This window comes from Pseudomonas sp. R11F (genome assembly GCF_050312575.1).
GTDB lineage: Bacteria > Pseudomonadota > Gammaproteobacteria > Pseudomonadales > Pseudomonadaceae > Aquipseudomonas > Aquipseudomonas palleroniana.
Genome location: NZ_JBNPJU010000004.1, coordinates 31,020 through 47,753, shown reverse-complemented (window position 1 = coordinate 47,753; position 16,734 = coordinate 31,020). Strand labels below are relative to the sequence as shown.

At 58.3% G+C, this 16,734-nt stretch carries 13 protein-coding genes; 11 read left to right on the top strand and 2 right to left on the bottom strand.

Going from position 1 to position 16,734, the window contains the following annotated elements; translation table 11 throughout:
- Nucleotides 1-532 precede the first annotated feature (532 nt).
- Entirely contained in the window at nt 533-1,822 is a 1,290-nt protein-coding gene (gene gltA / locus ACQRBV_RS00445; protein ID WP_060754521.1) for a citrate synthase, read from the bottom strand.
- Nucleotides 1,823-2,184: 362 nt separating this feature from the next.
- Here gltA and sdhC point away from each other — a divergent pair, with 362 nt between their 5' ends.
- The 11 genes from sdhC (at nt 2,185) to ACQRBV_RS00390 (ending at nt 16,237) form a co-directional block, all read left to right on the top strand.
- Complete coding sequence (gene sdhC / locus ACQRBV_RS00440; protein WP_016979564.1) at nt 2,185-2,559, top strand: succinate dehydrogenase, cytochrome b556 subunit; 375 nt, start codon at nt 2,185-2,187, stop codon at nt 2,557-2,559.
- Nucleotides 2,553-2,921: a succinate dehydrogenase, hydrophobic membrane anchor protein gene (gene sdhD / locus ACQRBV_RS00435; protein ID WP_003172805.1), complete on the top strand. Its 369-nt coding sequence runs from the start codon at nt 2,553-2,555 to the stop codon at nt 2,919-2,921. Before sdhC ends, sdhD begins: the two co-directional genes overlap by 7 nt.
- 3 nt (nt 2,922-2,924) lie before the next feature.
- The gene (gene sdhA, locus ACQRBV_RS00430; RefSeq protein ID WP_060754520.1) at nt 2,925-4,697 is read left to right on the top strand and encodes a succinate dehydrogenase flavoprotein subunit; all 1,773 of its coding nucleotides are present in this window, start codon (nt 2,925-2,927) and stop codon (nt 4,695-4,697) included.
- An 11-nt stretch (nt 4,698-4,708) separates the two neighbouring features.
- Nucleotides 4,709-5,413, top strand: a complete 705-nt coding sequence (locus tag ACQRBV_RS00425; RefSeq protein WP_003172807.1) for a succinate dehydrogenase iron-sulfur subunit — start codon at nt 4,709-4,711, stop codon at nt 5,411-5,413.
- Between the two features lie 261 nt (nt 5,414-5,674).
- The gene (locus tag ACQRBV_RS00420; protein ID WP_090365959.1) at nt 5,675-8,506 is read left to right on the top strand and encodes a 2-oxoglutarate dehydrogenase E1 component; all 2,832 of its coding nucleotides are present in this window, start codon (nt 5,675-5,677) and stop codon (nt 8,504-8,506) included.
- 44 nt (nt 8,507-8,550) lie between these two features.
- Nucleotides 8,551-9,777, top strand: coding sequence for a 2-oxoglutarate dehydrogenase complex dihydrolipoyllysine-residue succinyltransferase (odhB, locus tag ACQRBV_RS00415; protein ID WP_060754518.1), 1,227 nt, complete (start codon nt 8,551-8,553; stop codon nt 9,775-9,777).
- Between the two features lie 98 nt (nt 9,778-9,875).
- Complete coding sequence (gene lpdA, locus ACQRBV_RS00410; protein WP_411984558.1) at nt 9,876-11,312, top strand: dihydrolipoyl dehydrogenase; 1,437 nt, start codon at nt 9,876-9,878, stop codon at nt 11,310-11,312.
- Nucleotides 11,313-11,516: 204 nt separating this feature from the next.
- Complete coding sequence (sucC, locus tag ACQRBV_RS00405; RefSeq protein ID WP_060754516.1) at nt 11,517-12,683, top strand: ADP-forming succinate--CoA ligase subunit beta; 1,167 nt, start codon at nt 11,517-11,519, stop codon at nt 12,681-12,683.
- Entirely contained in the window at nt 12,683-13,564 is an 882-nt protein-coding gene (sucD, locus tag ACQRBV_RS00400) for a succinate--CoA ligase subunit alpha (protein WP_003172813.1), read from the top strand. Before sucC ends, sucD begins: the two co-directional genes overlap by 1 nt.
- Before the next feature lie 465 nt (nt 13,565-14,029).
- Nucleotides 14,030-15,343, top strand: a complete 1,314-nt coding sequence (brnQ, locus tag ACQRBV_RS00395) for a branched-chain amino acid transport system II carrier protein (protein WP_060754515.1) — start codon at nt 14,030-14,032, stop codon at nt 15,341-15,343.
- A gap of 165 nt (nt 15,344-15,508) precedes the next feature.
- On the top strand, nt 15,509-16,237 hold the full coding sequence (locus tag ACQRBV_RS00390; RefSeq protein ID WP_060754514.1) for a DUF599 domain-containing protein: 729 nt from the start codon (nt 15,509-15,511) through the stop codon (nt 16,235-16,237).
- Between the two features lie 110 nt (nt 16,238-16,347).
- Here the strand turns inward: ACQRBV_RS00390 and ACQRBV_RS00385 are convergent, their stop codons facing one another.
- A complete protein-coding gene (locus tag ACQRBV_RS00385) occupies nt 16,348-16,623 on the bottom strand; it encodes a hypothetical protein (RefSeq protein ID WP_104995932.1) in 276 nt (91 codons plus the stop codon).
- Nucleotides 16,624-16,734: the final 111 nt, after the last annotated feature.

Genomic DNA, 16,734 nt, shown 5'->3' with positions numbered 1-16,734 from the left:
AAGAATGCCCCGGTCGAAAGGCCGGGGCATTTTTTTGCCTGGCGTTTGATCGTTCCCACGCTCCGCGTGGGAATGTCTCTTGTGATGCTCTGCGTCACGCCTTGGGACGCAGAGCGTCCCGGTATGCATTCCCACGCGGAGCATGGGAACGATCGGCTTGGTTGCGATTTTCCAGCTTCAGAATGTCACGCGACTGGTTTGATCGTTCCCACGCTCTGCGTGGGAATGCCTCTTGTGACGCTCCGCGTCACGCCTTGGGACGCAGAGCGCCCCGGTATGCATTCCCACGCGGAGCGTGGGAGCGATCGGCTTAGTTGCGATTTTCCAGCTTCGGAATGTCACGCGACTGGTTTTGATCGTTCCCACGCTCTGCGTGGGAATGCCTCTTGTGACGCTCCGCGTCACGCCTTGGGACGCAGAGCTCCCCGGTATGCATTCCCACGCGGAGCGTGGGAATGATCAGGCCGGCCGACACAAACAAAAACGGCCTCCACGAAGGGAGGCCGTTTTCATTGCAACAAGCAGTCGGTGCTTATTTGCGATCTTCCAGCTTGGTAATGTCACGCGACTCGTAACCGGTGTACAGCTGGCGCGGGCGGCCAATCTTGTACGGGCTGGAGAGCATTTCTTTCCAGTGGGAGATCCAGCCCACGGTCCGCGCCAGAGCGAAGATCACGGTGAACATGCTGGTTGGAATGCCGATCGCCTTGAGGATGATCCCCGAGTAGAAGTCGACGTTCGGGTACAGCGAGCGTTCGATGAAGTAAGGGTCGGTCAGGGCGATCTCTTCCAGGCGCATGGCCAGTTCGAGTTGCGGGTCGTTCTTGATGCCCAGTTCCTTCAACACTTCGTCGCAGGTCTGCTTCATCACGGTGGCACGCGGGTCGCGATTCTTGTAGACGCGGTGACCGAAGCCCATCAACTTGAACGGATCGTTCTTGTCCTTGGCCTTGGCGATGAACTTGTCGATGTTGGAGACATCGCCGATTTCATCGAGCATGGTCAATACGGCTTCGTTCGCACCGCCGTGGGCAGGGCCCCACAATGCGGCGATACCGGCGGCGATACAGGCGAACGGGTTGGCACCCGAAGAGCCGGCCAGGCGTACGGTAGAAGTGGAGGCGTTTTGCTCGTGGTCGGCGTGGAGGATGAAGATCCGGTCCATCGCCTTGGCCAGTACCGGGCTGATCGGTTTGATCTCGCACGGGGTGTTGAACATCATGTGCAGGAAGTTTTCCGCGTACGACAGGTCGTTGCGCGGGTACATCATGGGTTGGCCCATGGAGTACTTGTAAACCATCGCGGCCAGGGTCGGCATCTTGGCAACCAGGCGGATCGCGGAGATTTCGCGATGCTGCGGGTTATTGATGTCCAGGGAGTCGTGATAGAAGGCCGACAGGGCGCCGACCACGCCACACATGACCGCCATCGGGTGGGCATCGCGACGGAAACCGTTGAAGAAGGTCTTCAACTGCTCGTGAACCATGGTGTGGTTCTTGACGTTACTGACAAACTTGGCTTTCTGCTCGGCGGTTGGCAATTCGCCATTTAGCAGCAAATAGCAGGTTTCCAGGTAGTCCGACTTCTCAGCCAGTTGCTCGATCGGGTAGCCCCGATGCAGCAGGATGCCATTATCCCCATCGATATAGGTGATCTTCGACTCGCAAGAGGCGGTCGACATGAAGCCTGGGTCGAATGTGAAACGGCCCGTGGCCGTCAGGCCCCGTACGTCGATTACATCGGGACCAACGGTGCCGGTTAAAATGGGCAGCTCGACGGGGGCTGCGCCCTCGATGATCAACTGCGCTTTTTTGTCAGCCATGTGGCCTCCTATTTATGCTTCAAATCATCAGACAGACCCCCCACGCAGGGCCCGCACCACTATAGTGAGATAAATTCAGATGTCAATTTGCCTAAAGTCTTGCTCCAGAAGGCTTTAACCATACTTTTTCGTCGAAATTGCCTGCCATTTACGCCTTTTATCCGGTTAAAGCAATGCGCTATTCGGGTGAGGAGTGCGCGTTGTCATTAGTAACCTAACTGTCTATACTCGGCCTCCGACCGCCAGGGGCTTTTGGGCCTGATTTGATGGGGGTCGCATCCCTGGGTGGTGGTTACCTGACCAGTGCACTCCCCAACAACTTTGCCCTGATTGTTAGGGGCTCTTCAGTGTGAAAAAAAGCCGTGAATAGCCAACGACCTGTAAACCTAGACCTAAGGACCATCAAACTCCCCATCACCGGCGTTACGTCGTTCCTGCACCGTGTTTCCGGCATCATCCTGTTCCTGGGCTTGGGCATCATGCTTTATGCATTGAGCAAATCCCTGGGTTCCGAGGAAGGATACGCCGAGGTGAAGGCATGCTTGACCAGCCCGCTGGCCAAGTTCGTAGCATGGGGCCTCCTGTCCGCTCTGCTTTATCACCTGGTAGCCGGTGTGCGCCACTTGATCATGGATGCGGGTATCGGTGAGACGCTGGAAGGCGGCCGCCTGGGCTCGAAAATCATCATCGCCATTTCCGTGGTGCTGATCGTTCTGGCAGGAGTTTGGATATGGTAACCAGCGTTACGAACCTTTCGCGTTCGGGCCTCTATGACTGGATGGCACAGCGTGTGTCTGCGGTCGTTCTCGCGGCTTATTTCATTTTCCTGATCGGATACCTCGTCGCAAATCCGGGCATCGGCTATGAGCAATGGCACGGCCTGTTCTCCCATAATGCGATGCGAATCTTCAGTCTGTTGGCCCTTGTAGCCCTGGGCGCTCACGCCTGGGTCGGCATGTGGACCATCGCGACCGACTACCTGACGCCGATGGCGCTGGGCAAGTCCGCGACCGCAGTACGTTTCCTCTTCCAGGCAGTATGCGGCGTCGCGATGTTCGCTTACTTCGTCTGGGGTGTGCAGATTCTTTGGGGTATCTGATTCATGGCTAACATTCCAACTATTTCCTTCGACGCCATCATTATTGGTGGCGGCGGTGCGGGCATGCGCGCAGCGCTGCAACTGGCCCAGGGCGGTCACAAGACTGCCGTGATCACCAAGGTGTTCCCGACCCGTTCCCACACCGTATCGGCCCAGGGTGGCATCACTTGCGCCATCGCCTCCGCCGACCCGAACGATGACTGGCGCTGGCACATGTACGATACCGTCAAGGGTTCCGACTACATCGGTGACCAGGACGCTATCGAATACATGTGTCAGGAAGGCCCGGCCGCGGTGTTCGAGCTGGACCACATGGGTCTGCCGTTTTCCCGTACCGAGCAAGGCCGTATCTACCAGCGTCCATTCGGCGGTCAGTCGAAGGATTACGGCAAGGGCGGGCAGGCTGCCCGTACCTGCGCCGCTTCCGACCGTACCGGTCACGCGTTGCTGCACACCCTTTATCAGGGCAACCTGAAAGCCGGTACCACGTTCCTGAACGAGTACTACGCGGTGGATCTGGTGAAGAACGCCGACGGTGCATTCGTCGGCGTGATCGCCATCTGCATCGAAACCGGTGAAACCACCTACATCCGCGCCAACGCTACCGTTCTGGCGACAGGGGGCGCAGGCCGTATCTACGCTTCGACCACCAACGCCCTGATCAACACCGGTGACGGCGTCGGCATGGCTCTGCGTGCTGGCGTGCCGGTACAAGATATCGAAATGTGGCAGTTCCACCCGACCGGTATTGCCGGCGCCGGTGTACTGGTGACCGAAGGTTGCCGTGGTGAAGGTGGGTACCTGATCAACAAGCATGGCGAGCGTTTCATGGAGCGTTACGCTCCGAACGCCAAAGACCTTGCCGGTCGTGACGTCGTGGCCCGTTCGATGGTCAAGGAAATCATCGCCGGTAACGGCTGTGGCCCGAATGGCGACCACGTACTGCTGAAACTCGATCACCTGGGTGAAGAAGTACTGCACAGCCGCCTGCCAGGTATCTGCGAACTGTCCAAGACTTTCGCCCACGTTGACCCGGTAGTTGCCCCGGTTCCGGTTGTTCCGACTTGCCACTATATGATGGGCGGCGTGCCGACCAACATTCACGGTCAGGCGATCACCCAGAATGCCGACGGCCAGGACGAGATCATCCACGGTCTGTTCGCCGTAGGCGAAGTGGCTTGCGTATCGGTACATGGCGCCAACCGTCTGGGTGGCAACTCGCTGCTCGACCTGGTGGTATTCGGCCGCGCTGCCGGCCTGCACCTGGAAAAGGCGCTGACCGACGGTATCCATTACGACGACGCGACCGAAGCCGACATCAACCGGGCCATGGCGCGCCTGAACGCTCTGAACGAGCGTACCGATGGCGAAGACGTGGCTACCCTGCGTCGCGAGCTGCAAAGCTGCATGCAGAACTACTTCGGTGTATTCCGTACCGGCGAATACATGCAGAAGGGTATTGCTCAGCTGGCAGACCTGCGCAAGCGCATCGCCAACGTCAAGATCAACGATAAGAGCAAGGCGTTCAACACTGCCCGTATCGAAGCCCTTGAGCTGCAAAACCTGCTGGAAGTGGCTGAAGCGACTGCGATCGCCGCCGAGGTTCGTAAAGAATCCCGTGGTGCCCACGCCCGTGAAGACTTTGAAGATCGCGACGACGAAAACTGGTTGTGCCACACCCTGTACTTCCCGGGTGACAAGCGCGTAACCAAGCGTGCCGTGAACTTCTCGCCGAAGACGGTTCCGACGTTTGAACCGAAGATTCGGACTTACTAAGGGTGGCTGCCATGTTGAAAGTCAGTGTTTATCGCTACAACCCTGATCAGGACGCTGCGCCGTTCATGCAGGAGTTCCAGGTCGATACCGGTGGTAAAGACCTGATGGTGCTGGATGTATTGGCACTGATCAAAGAGCAGGACGAAGGTTTCTCCTATCGTCGCTCTTGCCGCGAGGGCGTTTGTGGCTCCGACGGCATGAACATCAACGGCAAGAATGGCCTGGCGTGCATCACGCCGCTGTCCGCCGTGGTGAAAGGCAACAAGCTGATCGTTCGTCCTCTGCCAGGTTTGCCGGTTATCCGTGACCTGGTCGTCGATATGAGCATCTTCTACAAGCAATACGAGAAAGTTAAGCCGTTCCTGCAGAACGACACGCCGGCTCCGGCCATCGAGCGTCTGCAGTCCCCGGAAGAGCGTGAAAAGCTCGACGGTCTGTACGAGTGCATCCTGTGCGCTTGCTGCTCGACTTCGTGCCCGTCCTTCTGGTGGAACCCGGACAAATTCCTGGGTCCAGCCGCTCTGCTGCAAGCTTATCGCTTCCTGGCAGACAGCCGTGATACCAAGACCTCCGAGCGTCTGGCTTCACTGGATGACCCGTTCAGCGTATTCCGCTGCCGCGGGATCATGAACTGCGTCAACGTATGTCCCAAAGGCCTGAACCCGACTAAGGCCATTGGTCACATCCGTAACATGCTGCTGCAAAGCGGCGTGTAAGCGACGTTGTAGCAAAGCAGGACCGTTGTGCCCGTAGATGCTGCGGCGCAGGCTTCAACCGGCGCCGTAGTTTTAACCTGAGCAGCGACTTACAAGGTCGCGGCTCTTATTTTGAAGAAATGAGACAAGCAGGGGCATCCGGGTTGGTACCCGGACTATCAGCGTGATCCTAAGTGGCTTGTTTTGGTCGCTGCACTCGGCCTTTTGCAAGCAGACTCGGTGTCTTCGCCGGTGGTGTCCCCTAACCGAGGGTGACCAAGCATGCAAGAAAGCGTGATGCAGCGCATGTGGAACAGCGGCTATCTTTCAGGTGGTAACGCTGCCTATGTGGAAGAGCTTTATGAGCTCTACCTGCACGACCCTAACGCTGTGCCAGAAGAATGGCGCACCAAATTTCAGACGTTGTCTTCAGACGGCAACGCTGCCACCGATGTATCGCATGCAACAATTCGCGATCAGTTTGTGCTGCTGGCAAAGAACCAGCGCCGCGCCCAACCGGTTTCCGCCGGCAGCGTGAGCAGTGAGCACGAGAAGAAGCAAGTTGAAGTACTGCGACTGATCCAGGCCTACCGGATGCGTGGCCACCAGGCGGCCCAGCTTGACCCGCTGGGGCTCTGGAAGCGTCCTGCACCTGCTGACCTGTCGATCAATCATTACGGCTTGACCAATGCCGATCTTGATACGACCTTCCGTGCCGGCGACCTGTTCATCGGCAAAGAGGAAGCGAGCCTACGCGAAATTCACGAAGCGTTGCAGCAGACATATTGCCGCACCATCGGCGCTGAGTTTACGCACATCACCGATTCCGAGCAGCGTCACTGGTTCCAGCATCGCCTGGAAGGCGTGCGTGGCCGTCCGGTGTTGTCCGCCGATGTGCGCAGCCACTTGCTCGAGCGCGTAACCGCTGCCGAAGGCCTGGAAAAATACCTGGGCACCAAATACCCAGGCACCAAGCGTTTCGGCCTGGAAGGCGGCGAAAGCCTGATTCCGATGCTCGACGAGCTGATCCAGCGTTCCGGTTCCTACGGCACCAAGGAAATCGTGATCGGCATGGCTCACCGTGGTCGCCTGAACGTGTTGGTCAACACCTTCGGCAAGAACCCGCGTGAACTGTTCGACGAGTTCGAAGGCAAGAAGAAGGTCGAGTTGGGTTCCGGTGACGTTAAATACCACCAGGGCTTCTCGTCCAACGTAATGACCACCGGCGGTGAAGTTCACCTGGCCATGGCCTTCAACCCATCCCACCTGGAAATCGTTTCTCCAGTGGTCGAGGGTTCGGTGCGTGCTCGCCAGGACCGTCGTAACGACGCCACCGGTGAGAAGGTTCTGCCGATTTCCATCCACGGTGACGCGGCATTCGCCGGTCAAGGCGTGGTCCTGGAAACCTTCCAGATGTCGCAGACTCGCGGCTTCAAGACCGGCGGTACCGTTCACATCGTCATCAACAACCAGGTGGGCTTCACCATCAGCAACCCGTTGGACGCGCGTTCCACCGAGTACGCCACCGACGTTGCCAAGATGATCCAGGCGCCGATCCTCCATGTGAATGGTGATGATCCGGAAGCCGTGCTGTTCGTGACCCAGCTCGCTGTCGACTACCGCATGCAATTCAAGCGTGACGTGGTGATCGACCTGGTTTGCTACCGCCGTCGCGGTCACAACGAAGCGGACGAGCCAAGCGGCACCCAGCCGTTGATGTACCAGCAGATCACCAAGCAGCGCACCACCCGTGAGCTGTACGCCGACAACCTGATCAAGGCCGGTGTGGTAGACGATGCGCGTGTTCAGGCGAAAGTCGATGAATACCGCAACGCGCTGGACAATGGTCTGCACGTAGTGAAAAGCCTGGTTAAAGAGCCGAACAAAGAGCTGTTCGTGGACTGGCGCCCATACCTGGGCCATGCCTGGACTGCGCGTCACGACACGACGTTCGACCTCAAGACCCTGCAGGAACTGTCCGCCAAGCTGCTGGAAATTCCAGAAGGTTTCGTGGTGCAGCGCCAGGTTGCGAAGATCTACGAAGACCGTCAGAAGATGCAAGCCGGCGGCCTGCCGATCAACTGGGGTTACGCCGAAACCATGGCGTACGCGACCCTGGCGTTCGAAGGTCACCCGATCCGCATGACCGGCCAGGACATCGGCCGTGGTACGTTCTCGCACCGTCACGCGGTATTGCACAACCAGAAAGACGCCAGCACCTACATTCCGCTCAAGCACCTGTACGAAGGCCAGCCACGTTTCGACCTGTACGATTCGTTCCTGTCCGAAGAAGCCGTACTGGCGTTCGAATACGGTTACTCCACCACCACGCCAAACGCGCTGGTGATCTGGGAAGCCCAGTTCGGCGACTTCGCCAACGGTGCCCAAGTGGTGATCGACCAGTTCATCACCAGCGGTGAGCACAAGTGGGGCCGCCTGTGCGGTCTGACCATGCTGCTGCCGCACGGTTATGAAGGTCAGGGTCCGGAGCACTCCTCGGCCCGTCTGGAGCGCTACCTGCAACTGTGCGCCGAGCACAACATCCAGGTGTGCGTGCCGACTACCCCGGCCCAGATCTACCACTTGCTGCGTCGCCAGGTGATCCGCCCGCTGCGCAAGCCGCTGGTAGTGCTGACCCCGAAATCGCTGTTGCGTCACAAATTGGCCATCTCGACCCTGGAAGATCTGGCCGATGGTTCGTTCCAGACCGTGATTCCAGAAATCGATACGCTGGACGCAGCCAAGGTCACTCGCCTGATCCTGTGCAGCGGCAAGGTTTACTACGATCTGCTGGAAAAACGCCGTGCCGAAGGCCGCGAAGACATCGCCATCGTGCGTATCGAGCAGCTTTACCCGTTCCCGGAAGACGACCTGATGGAGGCCATCGCGCCTTACACCAACCTCACTAACGTGGTGTGGTGCCAGGAAGAACCGATGAACCAGGGCGCGTGGTACAGCAGCCAGCATCACCTGCGTCGCAGCATCGGTAACCACAACAAGGCCCTGGGCCTGGAGTACGCCGGCCGTGATGCATCTGCTGCACCTGCGTGTGGTTATGCGTCGATGCACGCCGAGCAGCAGGAAAAACTGCTGCAAGATGCTTTCACTGTTTAACGCCTTCGCGCTGACTGAAACCGAATTTTAAGGACCCACAGATAATGGCTATCGAAATCAAAGCCCCGTCATTCCCGGAATCGGTTGCCGATGGCACCGTTGCCACCTGGCACAAGAAACCTGGCGACGCTGTAAAGCGTGACGACCTGATCGTCGACATCGAGACTGACAAAGTCGTACTGGAAGTATTGGCCGAGGCTGACGGCGTGCTGGGCGCGATCGTTGCTGAAGAGGGCGCTACCGTCCTGTCGAACCAGGTCCTGGGCTCGATCGAAGAGGGCGGCGCTGCTGCCGCTCCTGCTCCTGCCGCCGCTGCCGCACCGGCTGCGTCGGCTCCAGCTGCCGCCCCGGCTGCTGGCGCTGAAGACCCGATCGCTGCACCGGCTGCGCGCCAGTTGGCTGAAGAGAACGGCATCAACCTGGCTTCCGTCAAAGGCACCGGCAAAGACGGTCGCATCACCAAGGAAGACGTGGTTGCTGCTGTTGAAGCCAAGAAGAACGCTCCGGCCGCCGCACCTGCCAAGGCTGCCGCACCGGCTGCCGCTGCTCCAGTGTTCGCTGCCGGCGACCGCACCGAGAAGCGCGTACCGATGACCCGCGTGCGCGCCACTGTGGCCAAGCGCCTGGTAGAAGCGCAGTCGAACATGGCGATGCTGACCACTTTCAACGAAGTCGACATGACCGAAGTCATGGCACTGCGTTCGAAGTACAAGGATCTGTTCGAGAAGAGCCACAACGGCGTGCGCCTGGGCTTCATGTCGTTCTTCGTGAAAGCGGCCACCGAAGCACTCAAGCGCTTCCCGGCAGTCAACGCGTCGATCGACGGCAGCGACATCGTTTACCACGGCTACGCGGACATCGGCGTTGCCGTTTCCAGCGATCGTGGCCTGGTCGTACCGGTTCTGCGTAACGCCGAGCTGATGAGCCTGGCTGAAATCGAAGGCGGCATTGCCACCTTCGGCAAGAAAGCCCGTGACGGCAAGCTGTCCATCGACGAGATGACCGGTGGTACCTTCACCATCACCAACGGTGGTACCTTCGGTTCGATGATGTCGACTCCGATCGTCAACCCGCCACAAGCTGCGATCCTGGGCATGCACAACATCATCCAGCGTCCGATGGCCATCAACGGCCAAGTCGTGATCCGCCCGATGATGTACCTGGCGCTGTCGTACGATCACCGCCTGATCGATGGTAAAGAAGCCGTGACTTTCCTGGTGACCATCAAGAACCTGCTGGAAGACCCGGCTCGTCTGCTGCTGGATATCTGATAGAAGCAGCTGCAGGCTTCGGGCAGGTTGCCGGATAAGGCGGCCTGGCCTGGAGCTTGCGGCTTGAAAGCTTGCTGCTAAATAGAGGAACTATTTTCATGTCGCAGAAATTTGACGTTGTTGTGATTGGTGCAGGTCCTGGCGGCTATGTTGCCGCCATCAAGGCCGCACAACTGGGCCTCTCGACTGCTTGCATCGAAAAATACACCGACAAGGAAGGCAAACTGGCACTGGGCGGTACTTGCCTGAACGTTGGTTGCATTCCTTCCAAGGCGCTGCTGGACAGCTCCTGGAAATTCCACGAAGCCCAGGATGGTTTCGCGGTCCACGGTATCAACCATGCTGGCGTCACCATGGACGTACCCGCAATGGTCGGCCGTAAAGCCAACATCGTTAAAGGCCTGACTTCCGGCGTTGCCACCTTGTTCAAGGCCAACGGTGTGACTTCGATCCAGGGCCACGGCAAGCTGCTGGCCGGCAAGAAGGTCGAAATCACCAAGCCGGACGGTTCGGTGGAAGTCATCGAAGCCGAAAACGTGATCCTGGCACCAGGTTCGCGTCCAATCGACATTCCACCCGCACCAGTTGACCAGAAGGTGATCGTTGATTCGACCGGCGCCCTGGAATTCCAAGCAGTGCCAAAACGCCTGGGCGTGATCGGCGCTGGCGTGATCGGCCTGGAACTGGGTTCGGTATGGTCCCGTCTGGGCGCTGAAGTGACTGTGCTGGAAGCCCTGGACACGTTCCTGCTGGCTGCCGACACGGCTGTGTCCAAGGAAGCGCTGAAAACCCTGACCAAGCAAGGTCTGGACATCAAGCTGGGCGCTCGCGTGACCGGTTCGAAAGTCAACGGTGAAGAAGTTGTCGTCAACTACACCGACAAGGATGGTGAAAAGACCATCACTTTCGACAAGCTGATCGTAGCCGTTGGTCGCCGTCCAGTGACCACCGACCTGCTGGCGGCTGACAGCGGCGTGACTCTCGACGAGCGCGGTTACGTGCATGTTGACGATCACTGCGCCACCACCGTGCCTGGCGTCTACGCCATTGGCGACGTGGTTCGCGGCATGATGCTCGCGCACAAGGCTTCCGAAGAAGGCATCATGGTTGTCGAGCGCATCAAGGGCCACAAAACCCAGATGAACTACGACCTGATCCCATCGGTTATCTACACCCACCCGGAAATTGCATGGGTCGGCAAGAACGAACAGCAGTTGAAAGCTGAAGGCGTTGAAGTTAACGTCGGCACCTTCCCGTTTGCCGCTTCTGGCCGTGCCATGGCAGCCAACGACACCGGTGGTTTTGTCAAAGTCATCGCTGATGCCAAGACTGACCGTGTATTGGGCGTCCACGTGATTGGCCCAAGCGCTGCAGAACTGGTTCAGCAGGGCGCGATCGGTATGGAATTCGGCACCAGTGCCGAGGACCTGGGTATGATGGTCTTCTCCCATCCGACCCTGTCCGAAGCGCTGCATGAAGCCGCGTTGGCAGTGAATGGCGGCGCCATCCACATCGCCAACAAGAAGAAGCGCTAAGCGAGATAATAAGAAACCACGGCGGAGTTGCCCGTCGTGAGCCTTGTGCGCAAGACTCACCGCGGAATATCCGCCGGACGCAGCCTTGCGCAGCTTTACGGGCCTTGAGCCCTGCAAGTTGTGCAAGCAGCAGTCACAGGTGGCGCGGCACTCATAATGAGCGCAGCGCCGAATGCGCAGTACCTAACGAAGACGGTAAAAAGCATGAATCTTCACGAGTATCAGGGTAAGCAGCTGTTCGCTGAATACGGCCTGCCAGTTTCCAAGGGCTACGCAGTAGACACCCCGGAAGCAGCAGCAGAAGCTTGCGACAAAATTGGCGGCACTGAATGGGTCGTCAAAGCCCAGGTTCACGCCGGTGGTCGCGGTAAAGCGGGCGGCGTCAAGCTGGTTCGCAGCAAAGAAGACGCCAAGGCCTTCGCACAGCAGTGGCTGGGCAAGCGTCTGGTGACTTACCAGACTGATGCCAATGGCCAACCAGTCACCAAGATCCTGGTTGAATCGTGCACTGATATCGCTAAAGAGCTGTACCTGGGCGCTGTCGTTGACCGTTCGAGTCGCCGCATCGTGTTCATGGCCTCCACCGAAGGTGGCGTGGACATCGAGAAGATCGCTCACGAAACCCCAGAAAAAATTCTGAAAGCCACTATCGACCCACTGGTTGGCGCTCAGCCATTCCAGGGTCGCGAGCTGGCTTTCCAGCTGGGCCTGGAAGGCAAGCAAGTTGCCCAGTTCGCCAAGATCTTCGTAGGTCTGGCCAAACTGTTCCAGGATCACGATCTGGCCCTGCTGGAAGTGAACCCGCTGGTGATCAAGGCTGACGGCGATCTGCACTGCCTGGACGCCAAGATCAATATCGACGCCAACGCCATGTACCGTCAGCCTAAGCTGAAGACTTTCCACGATCCGTCGCAAGACGATCCGCGCGAAGCGCACGCTGCCAAGTTCGAACTGAACTACGTAGCCCTGGAAGGTAACATCGGTTGCATGGTCAACGGTGCCGGCCTGGCCATGGGTACCATGGACATCGTCAACCTGCATGGCGGCAAACCAGCCAACTTCCTCGACGTAGGTGGTGGTGCTACCAAAGAACGCGTAACCGAAGCCTTCAAGATCATCCTGTCCGACGCCAATGTCGCTGCAGTACTGGTCAACATCTTCGGCGGCATCGTTCGTTGCGACATGATTGCCGAAGGCATCATCGGTGCAGTGAAAGAAGTCGGCGTTAAAATCCCGGTTGTTGTTCGCCTTGAAGGTAACAACGCTGAACTGGGCGCTAAAGTACTGGCAGAAAGCGGTTTGAACATCATCGCGGCTACCAGCCTGACCGACGCTGCTCAACAAGTTGTCAAAGCTGCGGAGGGCAAATAATGAGCGTCCTGATCAATAAAGACACCAAAGTTATCTGCCAGGGTATTACCGGTTCGCAAGGTAGTTTCCACACCCAGCAAGCCATCGAATACGGCACCAAGATGGTTGGCGGCGTAACTCCGGGCAAAGGCGGTACCGAGCACCTGGGCCTCCCAGTGTTCAACACCGTGAAAGACGCTGTAGCTGCCACTGGCGCCACCGCCAGCGTGATCTACGTTCCAGCTCCTTTCTGCAAGGACTCCATCCTGGAAGCGGCATTCGGCGGCATCAAGCTGATCGTGTGCATCACCGAAGGCATTCCTACCCTGGACATGCTGGACGCTAAAGTTAAGTGCGACGAGCTGGGCGTAGTCCTGATCGGCCCTAACTGCCCAGGCGTGATCACTCCAGGCGAATGCAAGATCGGCATCATGCCGGGTCACATTCACTTGCCAGGTAAAGTCGGTATCGTTTCCCGTTCCGGCACCCTGACCTACGAAGCTGTGAAGCAGACTACTGACGCCGGTTTCGGTCAGTCGACTTGCGTCGGCATCGGTGGTGACCCGATCCCGGGCTCCAACTTCATCGACATCCTGAAGCTGTTCCAGGAAGACCCGAAGACCGAAGCGATCGTGATGATCGGTGAGATCGGCGGTTCGGCTGAAGAAGAAGCGGCTGCCTACATCAAGGCACACGTGACCAAGCCGGTTGTTTCCTACATCGCTGGTGTGACTGCCCCTGCTGGCAAGCGCATGGGCCATGCTGGCGCAATCATCTCCGGCGGCAAAGGCACTGCAGACGAGAAATTCGCTGCACTGCAAGACGCAGGCGTGAAAACCGTGCGTTCGCTGGCGGACATCGGCAAGGCCCTGGCCGAGCTGACCGGTTGGGCTGTCAAGTAAGCTTCGCGCTTAGCTGACGCTTTACCAGGCAAAGGCCACCTTCGGGTGGCCTTTGTGCTTTCTGGATAAGTGCCGTCTGTAGGAGCGAGCTTGCTCGCGAAAAACGTCAACGATTACGCGTGTTGCCTGAATAAACGCGGCGTCTGTGAGTTTTTCGCGAGCAAGCTCGCTCCTACAAAGAGCCTTAACTGACTGGCATTAGGGCAAGCCCGCTCCCACATTTTTTGTGCATGTTTCCAATTAAGTATGAAAACGCGACATTTGAATGTCGCTTATCGGACAGTACGCCCCGCAACAGTGCGTTTGTCAGGTTAATTCTGTACGCTAGCCGCCTCTTTATGCGCCCGCATCCCAAAAGGACGCTGCGCGCTAGACCGGTCGGCTCCCATAAGGGCCGGCAGCATTTCCCTCATCCATAGGGAAGCCCTCTCTAAATTCCGATTCAGCAGTGTGGTATTTCCTCAAATGAAAGTGTTGAAAAGCCAGGACATCCTGGCGCTGGGCTTTATGACCTTTGCCCTGTTCGTGGGCGCCGGCAACATCATCTTCCCGCCTATCGTTGGTCTGCAGTCCGGGCCGAGTGTCTGGATGGCGGCGCTGGGCTTCCTGGTTACCGCTGTGGGTCTGCCGGTGGTTACCGTCATCGCCCTGGCCAAGGTTGGCGGTGGTATGGACGCGTTGAGCAGCCCGATCGGCAAGATCGCCGGTGGCTTGCTTGCGGCGGCGGCGTATCTGGCGGTAGGGCCGCTGTTCGCTACCCCGCGTACCGCGACCGTTTCGTTCGAGGTGGGCCTGGCGCCGCTGACCGGCGAAAGCCCGCTGGCGTTGTTTCTCTACAGCTCGGTGTATTTCCTGGTGGTGTTCTTCGTTTCCCTCTACCCAGGTCGACTGCTGGACACCGTGGGGCGTTTCCTGGCCCCGCTGAAGATCATCGCGCTGGCCATCCTTGGCATCGCCGCGTTTGCCTTGCCGGCAGGGGATGTGGGCGTCGCTACCCCGGAATACGTCGCCGCTCCGTTCTCCCAAGGCTTTATCAATGGTTACCTGACCATGGACACCCTGGGTGCGCTGGTGTTCGGGATTGTCATCGTCAATGCCATCCGCTCCCGTGGCGTGGAGTCGCCGCAGTTGATCACCCGTTACGCGATCATTGCCGGGCTGATTGCCGGCGTGGGCCTGGCGCTGGTGTACATCAGCCTGTTCCGCCTGGGTTCGGGCAGCCATGCCATCGCCGCCGGTGCGAGCAACGGTGCGGCGGTCCTGCACGCTTACGTGCAATACACTTTCGGCTCCCTGGGCAGTGGCTTCCTTGCCGTGCTGATTTCCCTGGCGTGCCTGGTCACGGCCGTGGGCCTGACCTGTGCCTGCGCCGAGTACTTCAGCAAAGTCCTGCCGTTGTCCTACAAGACGCTGGTCGTGATCCTGGCGCTGTTCTCGCTGTTCGTATCGAACCTGGGCCTGACCAAGCTGATTGCATTCTCGATCCCCGTACTCACCGCGATCTACCCGCCGTGTATCGTGCTGGTGGCATTGAGCTTCTGCAAAGGCTTCTGGCAGGAGCAGGGGCGTATTGTCGGGCCGGTGATGCTGGTGTCCTTCATCTTTGGCTGCATCGATGCGCTTAAAGGCGCAGGCCTGGCGGATTGGCTGCCTGCCCAGCTGGCACACCTGCCGCTGAGCGAGCAAGGCCTGGCCTGGCTGGTGCCGTCGGTGATGATCCTCGCCGTGGCTGTGGTGATTGACCGTATGCTCGGCAAGCGCAGCGAAGCCATCGCCTGATCGACGGGTTTCGTGCTGCACTGAAATGCCCCGTATCAATCGATACGGGGCATTTTTTATACTTGTGAGGCAGCACCTTCTAAAGTTGAAACTCGGTCAGTCTTGGGCGGCTTGCGTCCAACCAGTGTCCGGGCTCATCACTTTTTCTTGTGTAATAGGACCCGCATGTCGTTCGTCGAAAACAATCAGATTCACTTGCTGGCTGCCCTCTGGTTCATCCTGTGCTGGGGCGGCTACACCCGATACGCCACTTGGAAAGCCCGCGACACTGCGTGCCTGGCCAGCGTGCTGCATCTGTATCGTGAAGACTGGATGCGCCGCATGCTGCTGCGGGACAACCGTATTGCCGATGCCAGCGTGATCGGCAACCTGGAGCGCAACGCTTCGTTCTTTGCCTCCAGTACCCTGATCATTCTCGCCGGGATTCTCACCGTGCTGGGCGCCTCGGAGCGTGCGGTGTCGCTGCTGGCAGACATTCCCATGGTGCAGCAGGCCTCCCAGGGCATGTCGGAAATCAAGCTGTTGTGCCTGGCGCTGGTGTTTGTCTACGCGTTCTTCACCTTCAGCTGGTGCATGCGTCAATACAACTTTGCGGCGGTATTGGTCGGGTCGGCGCCGATGATCGGTGAGCGCGATGTGTCGGAGCAGGAGCGCAAGGCATTTGCTTTGCGGGCGGCAAGGGTTATTTCCATGGCCGCCAACCAGTTCAACTTCGGCCTGCGCTCTTATTACTTCGGCATGACCATGCTCGCCTGGTTTGTCAGCCCCTGGTTGTTCATGTTGATGAGCAGCGGGGTCGTGCTGGTGTTGTACCGCCGGGAATTTCACTCAGACGTATTGCAGGTGATGGTTTATACCCCGACGCCTGAAGTGCCTAAAGAGGCGGTGTCTTAGTCGGTCGCCGCGACTCCCACTTCGTGTCGGCAGAAAAAACAGCAGACAAAGTAAAGCCCGCTATAAGCGGGCTTTCTTTTTTTGCAGCGCTGCTAATTCAAACCCGGCGATTACTGCTTGGCAGGTTCTGCAGGGGCGGCAGGTGCAGCAGGTGCGGCAGGTGCGGCTTCTTTTGCAGCGGCGGCGTTCGATTCAGCCTGAGCTTTGGCGGCTTCGGCGTTTTCTTTCGCGGCGTCGTTCACTTTATCCTGTGCTTTAGCCATGTCTTTCTGAGCTTGCTCAGAATGGGCTGCAGCATCTTGGGCTTTGTCTTCGGATTTCTTGTCGCAGGCAGCGAGGCCGAGGGCAGCAGCCAACATCATGGAAATAGCTAAAGTCTTGCGCATGGGGTGTTTCTCCTTATTGAAGATATCTACTGGCCTTTCGAGCCTAAGGGGCCACCATTAGTTCCTTTTATCCTACAGATATATAAAGCTTTTCCTCCAAGGAACTTTCAC

Bases quoted from the DNA above. Each gene is read 5' to 3' on its own strand.
- brnQ (WP_060754515.1), top strand. From the start codon at position 14,030: ATGAAAGTGTTGAAAAGCCAGGACATCCTGGCGCTGGGCTTTATGACC.
- sucC (WP_060754516.1), top strand. From the start codon at position 11,517: ATGAATCTTCACGAGTATCAGGGTAAGCAGCTGTTCGCTGAATACGGC.
- ACQRBV_RS00385 (WP_104995932.1), bottom strand. From the start codon at position 16,623: ATGCGCAAGACTTTAGCTATTTCCATGATGTTGGCTGCTGCCCTCGGC.
- ACQRBV_RS00420 (WP_090365959.1), top strand. From the start codon at position 5,675: ATGCAAGAAAGCGTGATGCAGCGCATGTGGAACAGCGGCTATCTTTCA.
- odhB (WP_060754518.1), top strand. From the start codon at position 8,551: ATGGCTATCGAAATCAAAGCCCCGTCATTCCCGGAATCGGTTGCCGAT.
- ACQRBV_RS00390 (WP_060754514.1), top strand. From the start codon at position 15,509: ATGTCGTTCGTCGAAAACAATCAGATTCACTTGCTGGCTGCCCTCTGG.
- gltA (WP_060754521.1), bottom strand. From the start codon at position 1,822: ATGGCTGACAAAAAAGCGCAGTTGATCATCGAGGGCGCAGCCCCCGTC.
- ACQRBV_RS00425 (WP_003172807.1), top strand. From the start codon at position 4,709: ATGTTGAAAGTCAGTGTTTATCGCTACAACCCTGATCAGGACGCTGCG.
- lpdA (WP_411984558.1), top strand. From the start codon at position 9,876: ATGTCGCAGAAATTTGACGTTGTTGTGATTGGTGCAGGTCCTGGCGGC.
- sdhD (WP_003172805.1), top strand. From the start codon at position 2,553: ATGGTAACCAGCGTTACGAACCTTTCGCGTTCGGGCCTCTATGACTGG.
- sucD (WP_003172813.1), top strand. From the start codon at position 12,683: ATGAGCGTCCTGATCAATAAAGACACCAAAGTTATCTGCCAGGGTATT.
- sdhA (WP_060754520.1), top strand. From the start codon at position 2,925: ATGGCTAACATTCCAACTATTTCCTTCGACGCCATCATTATTGGTGGC.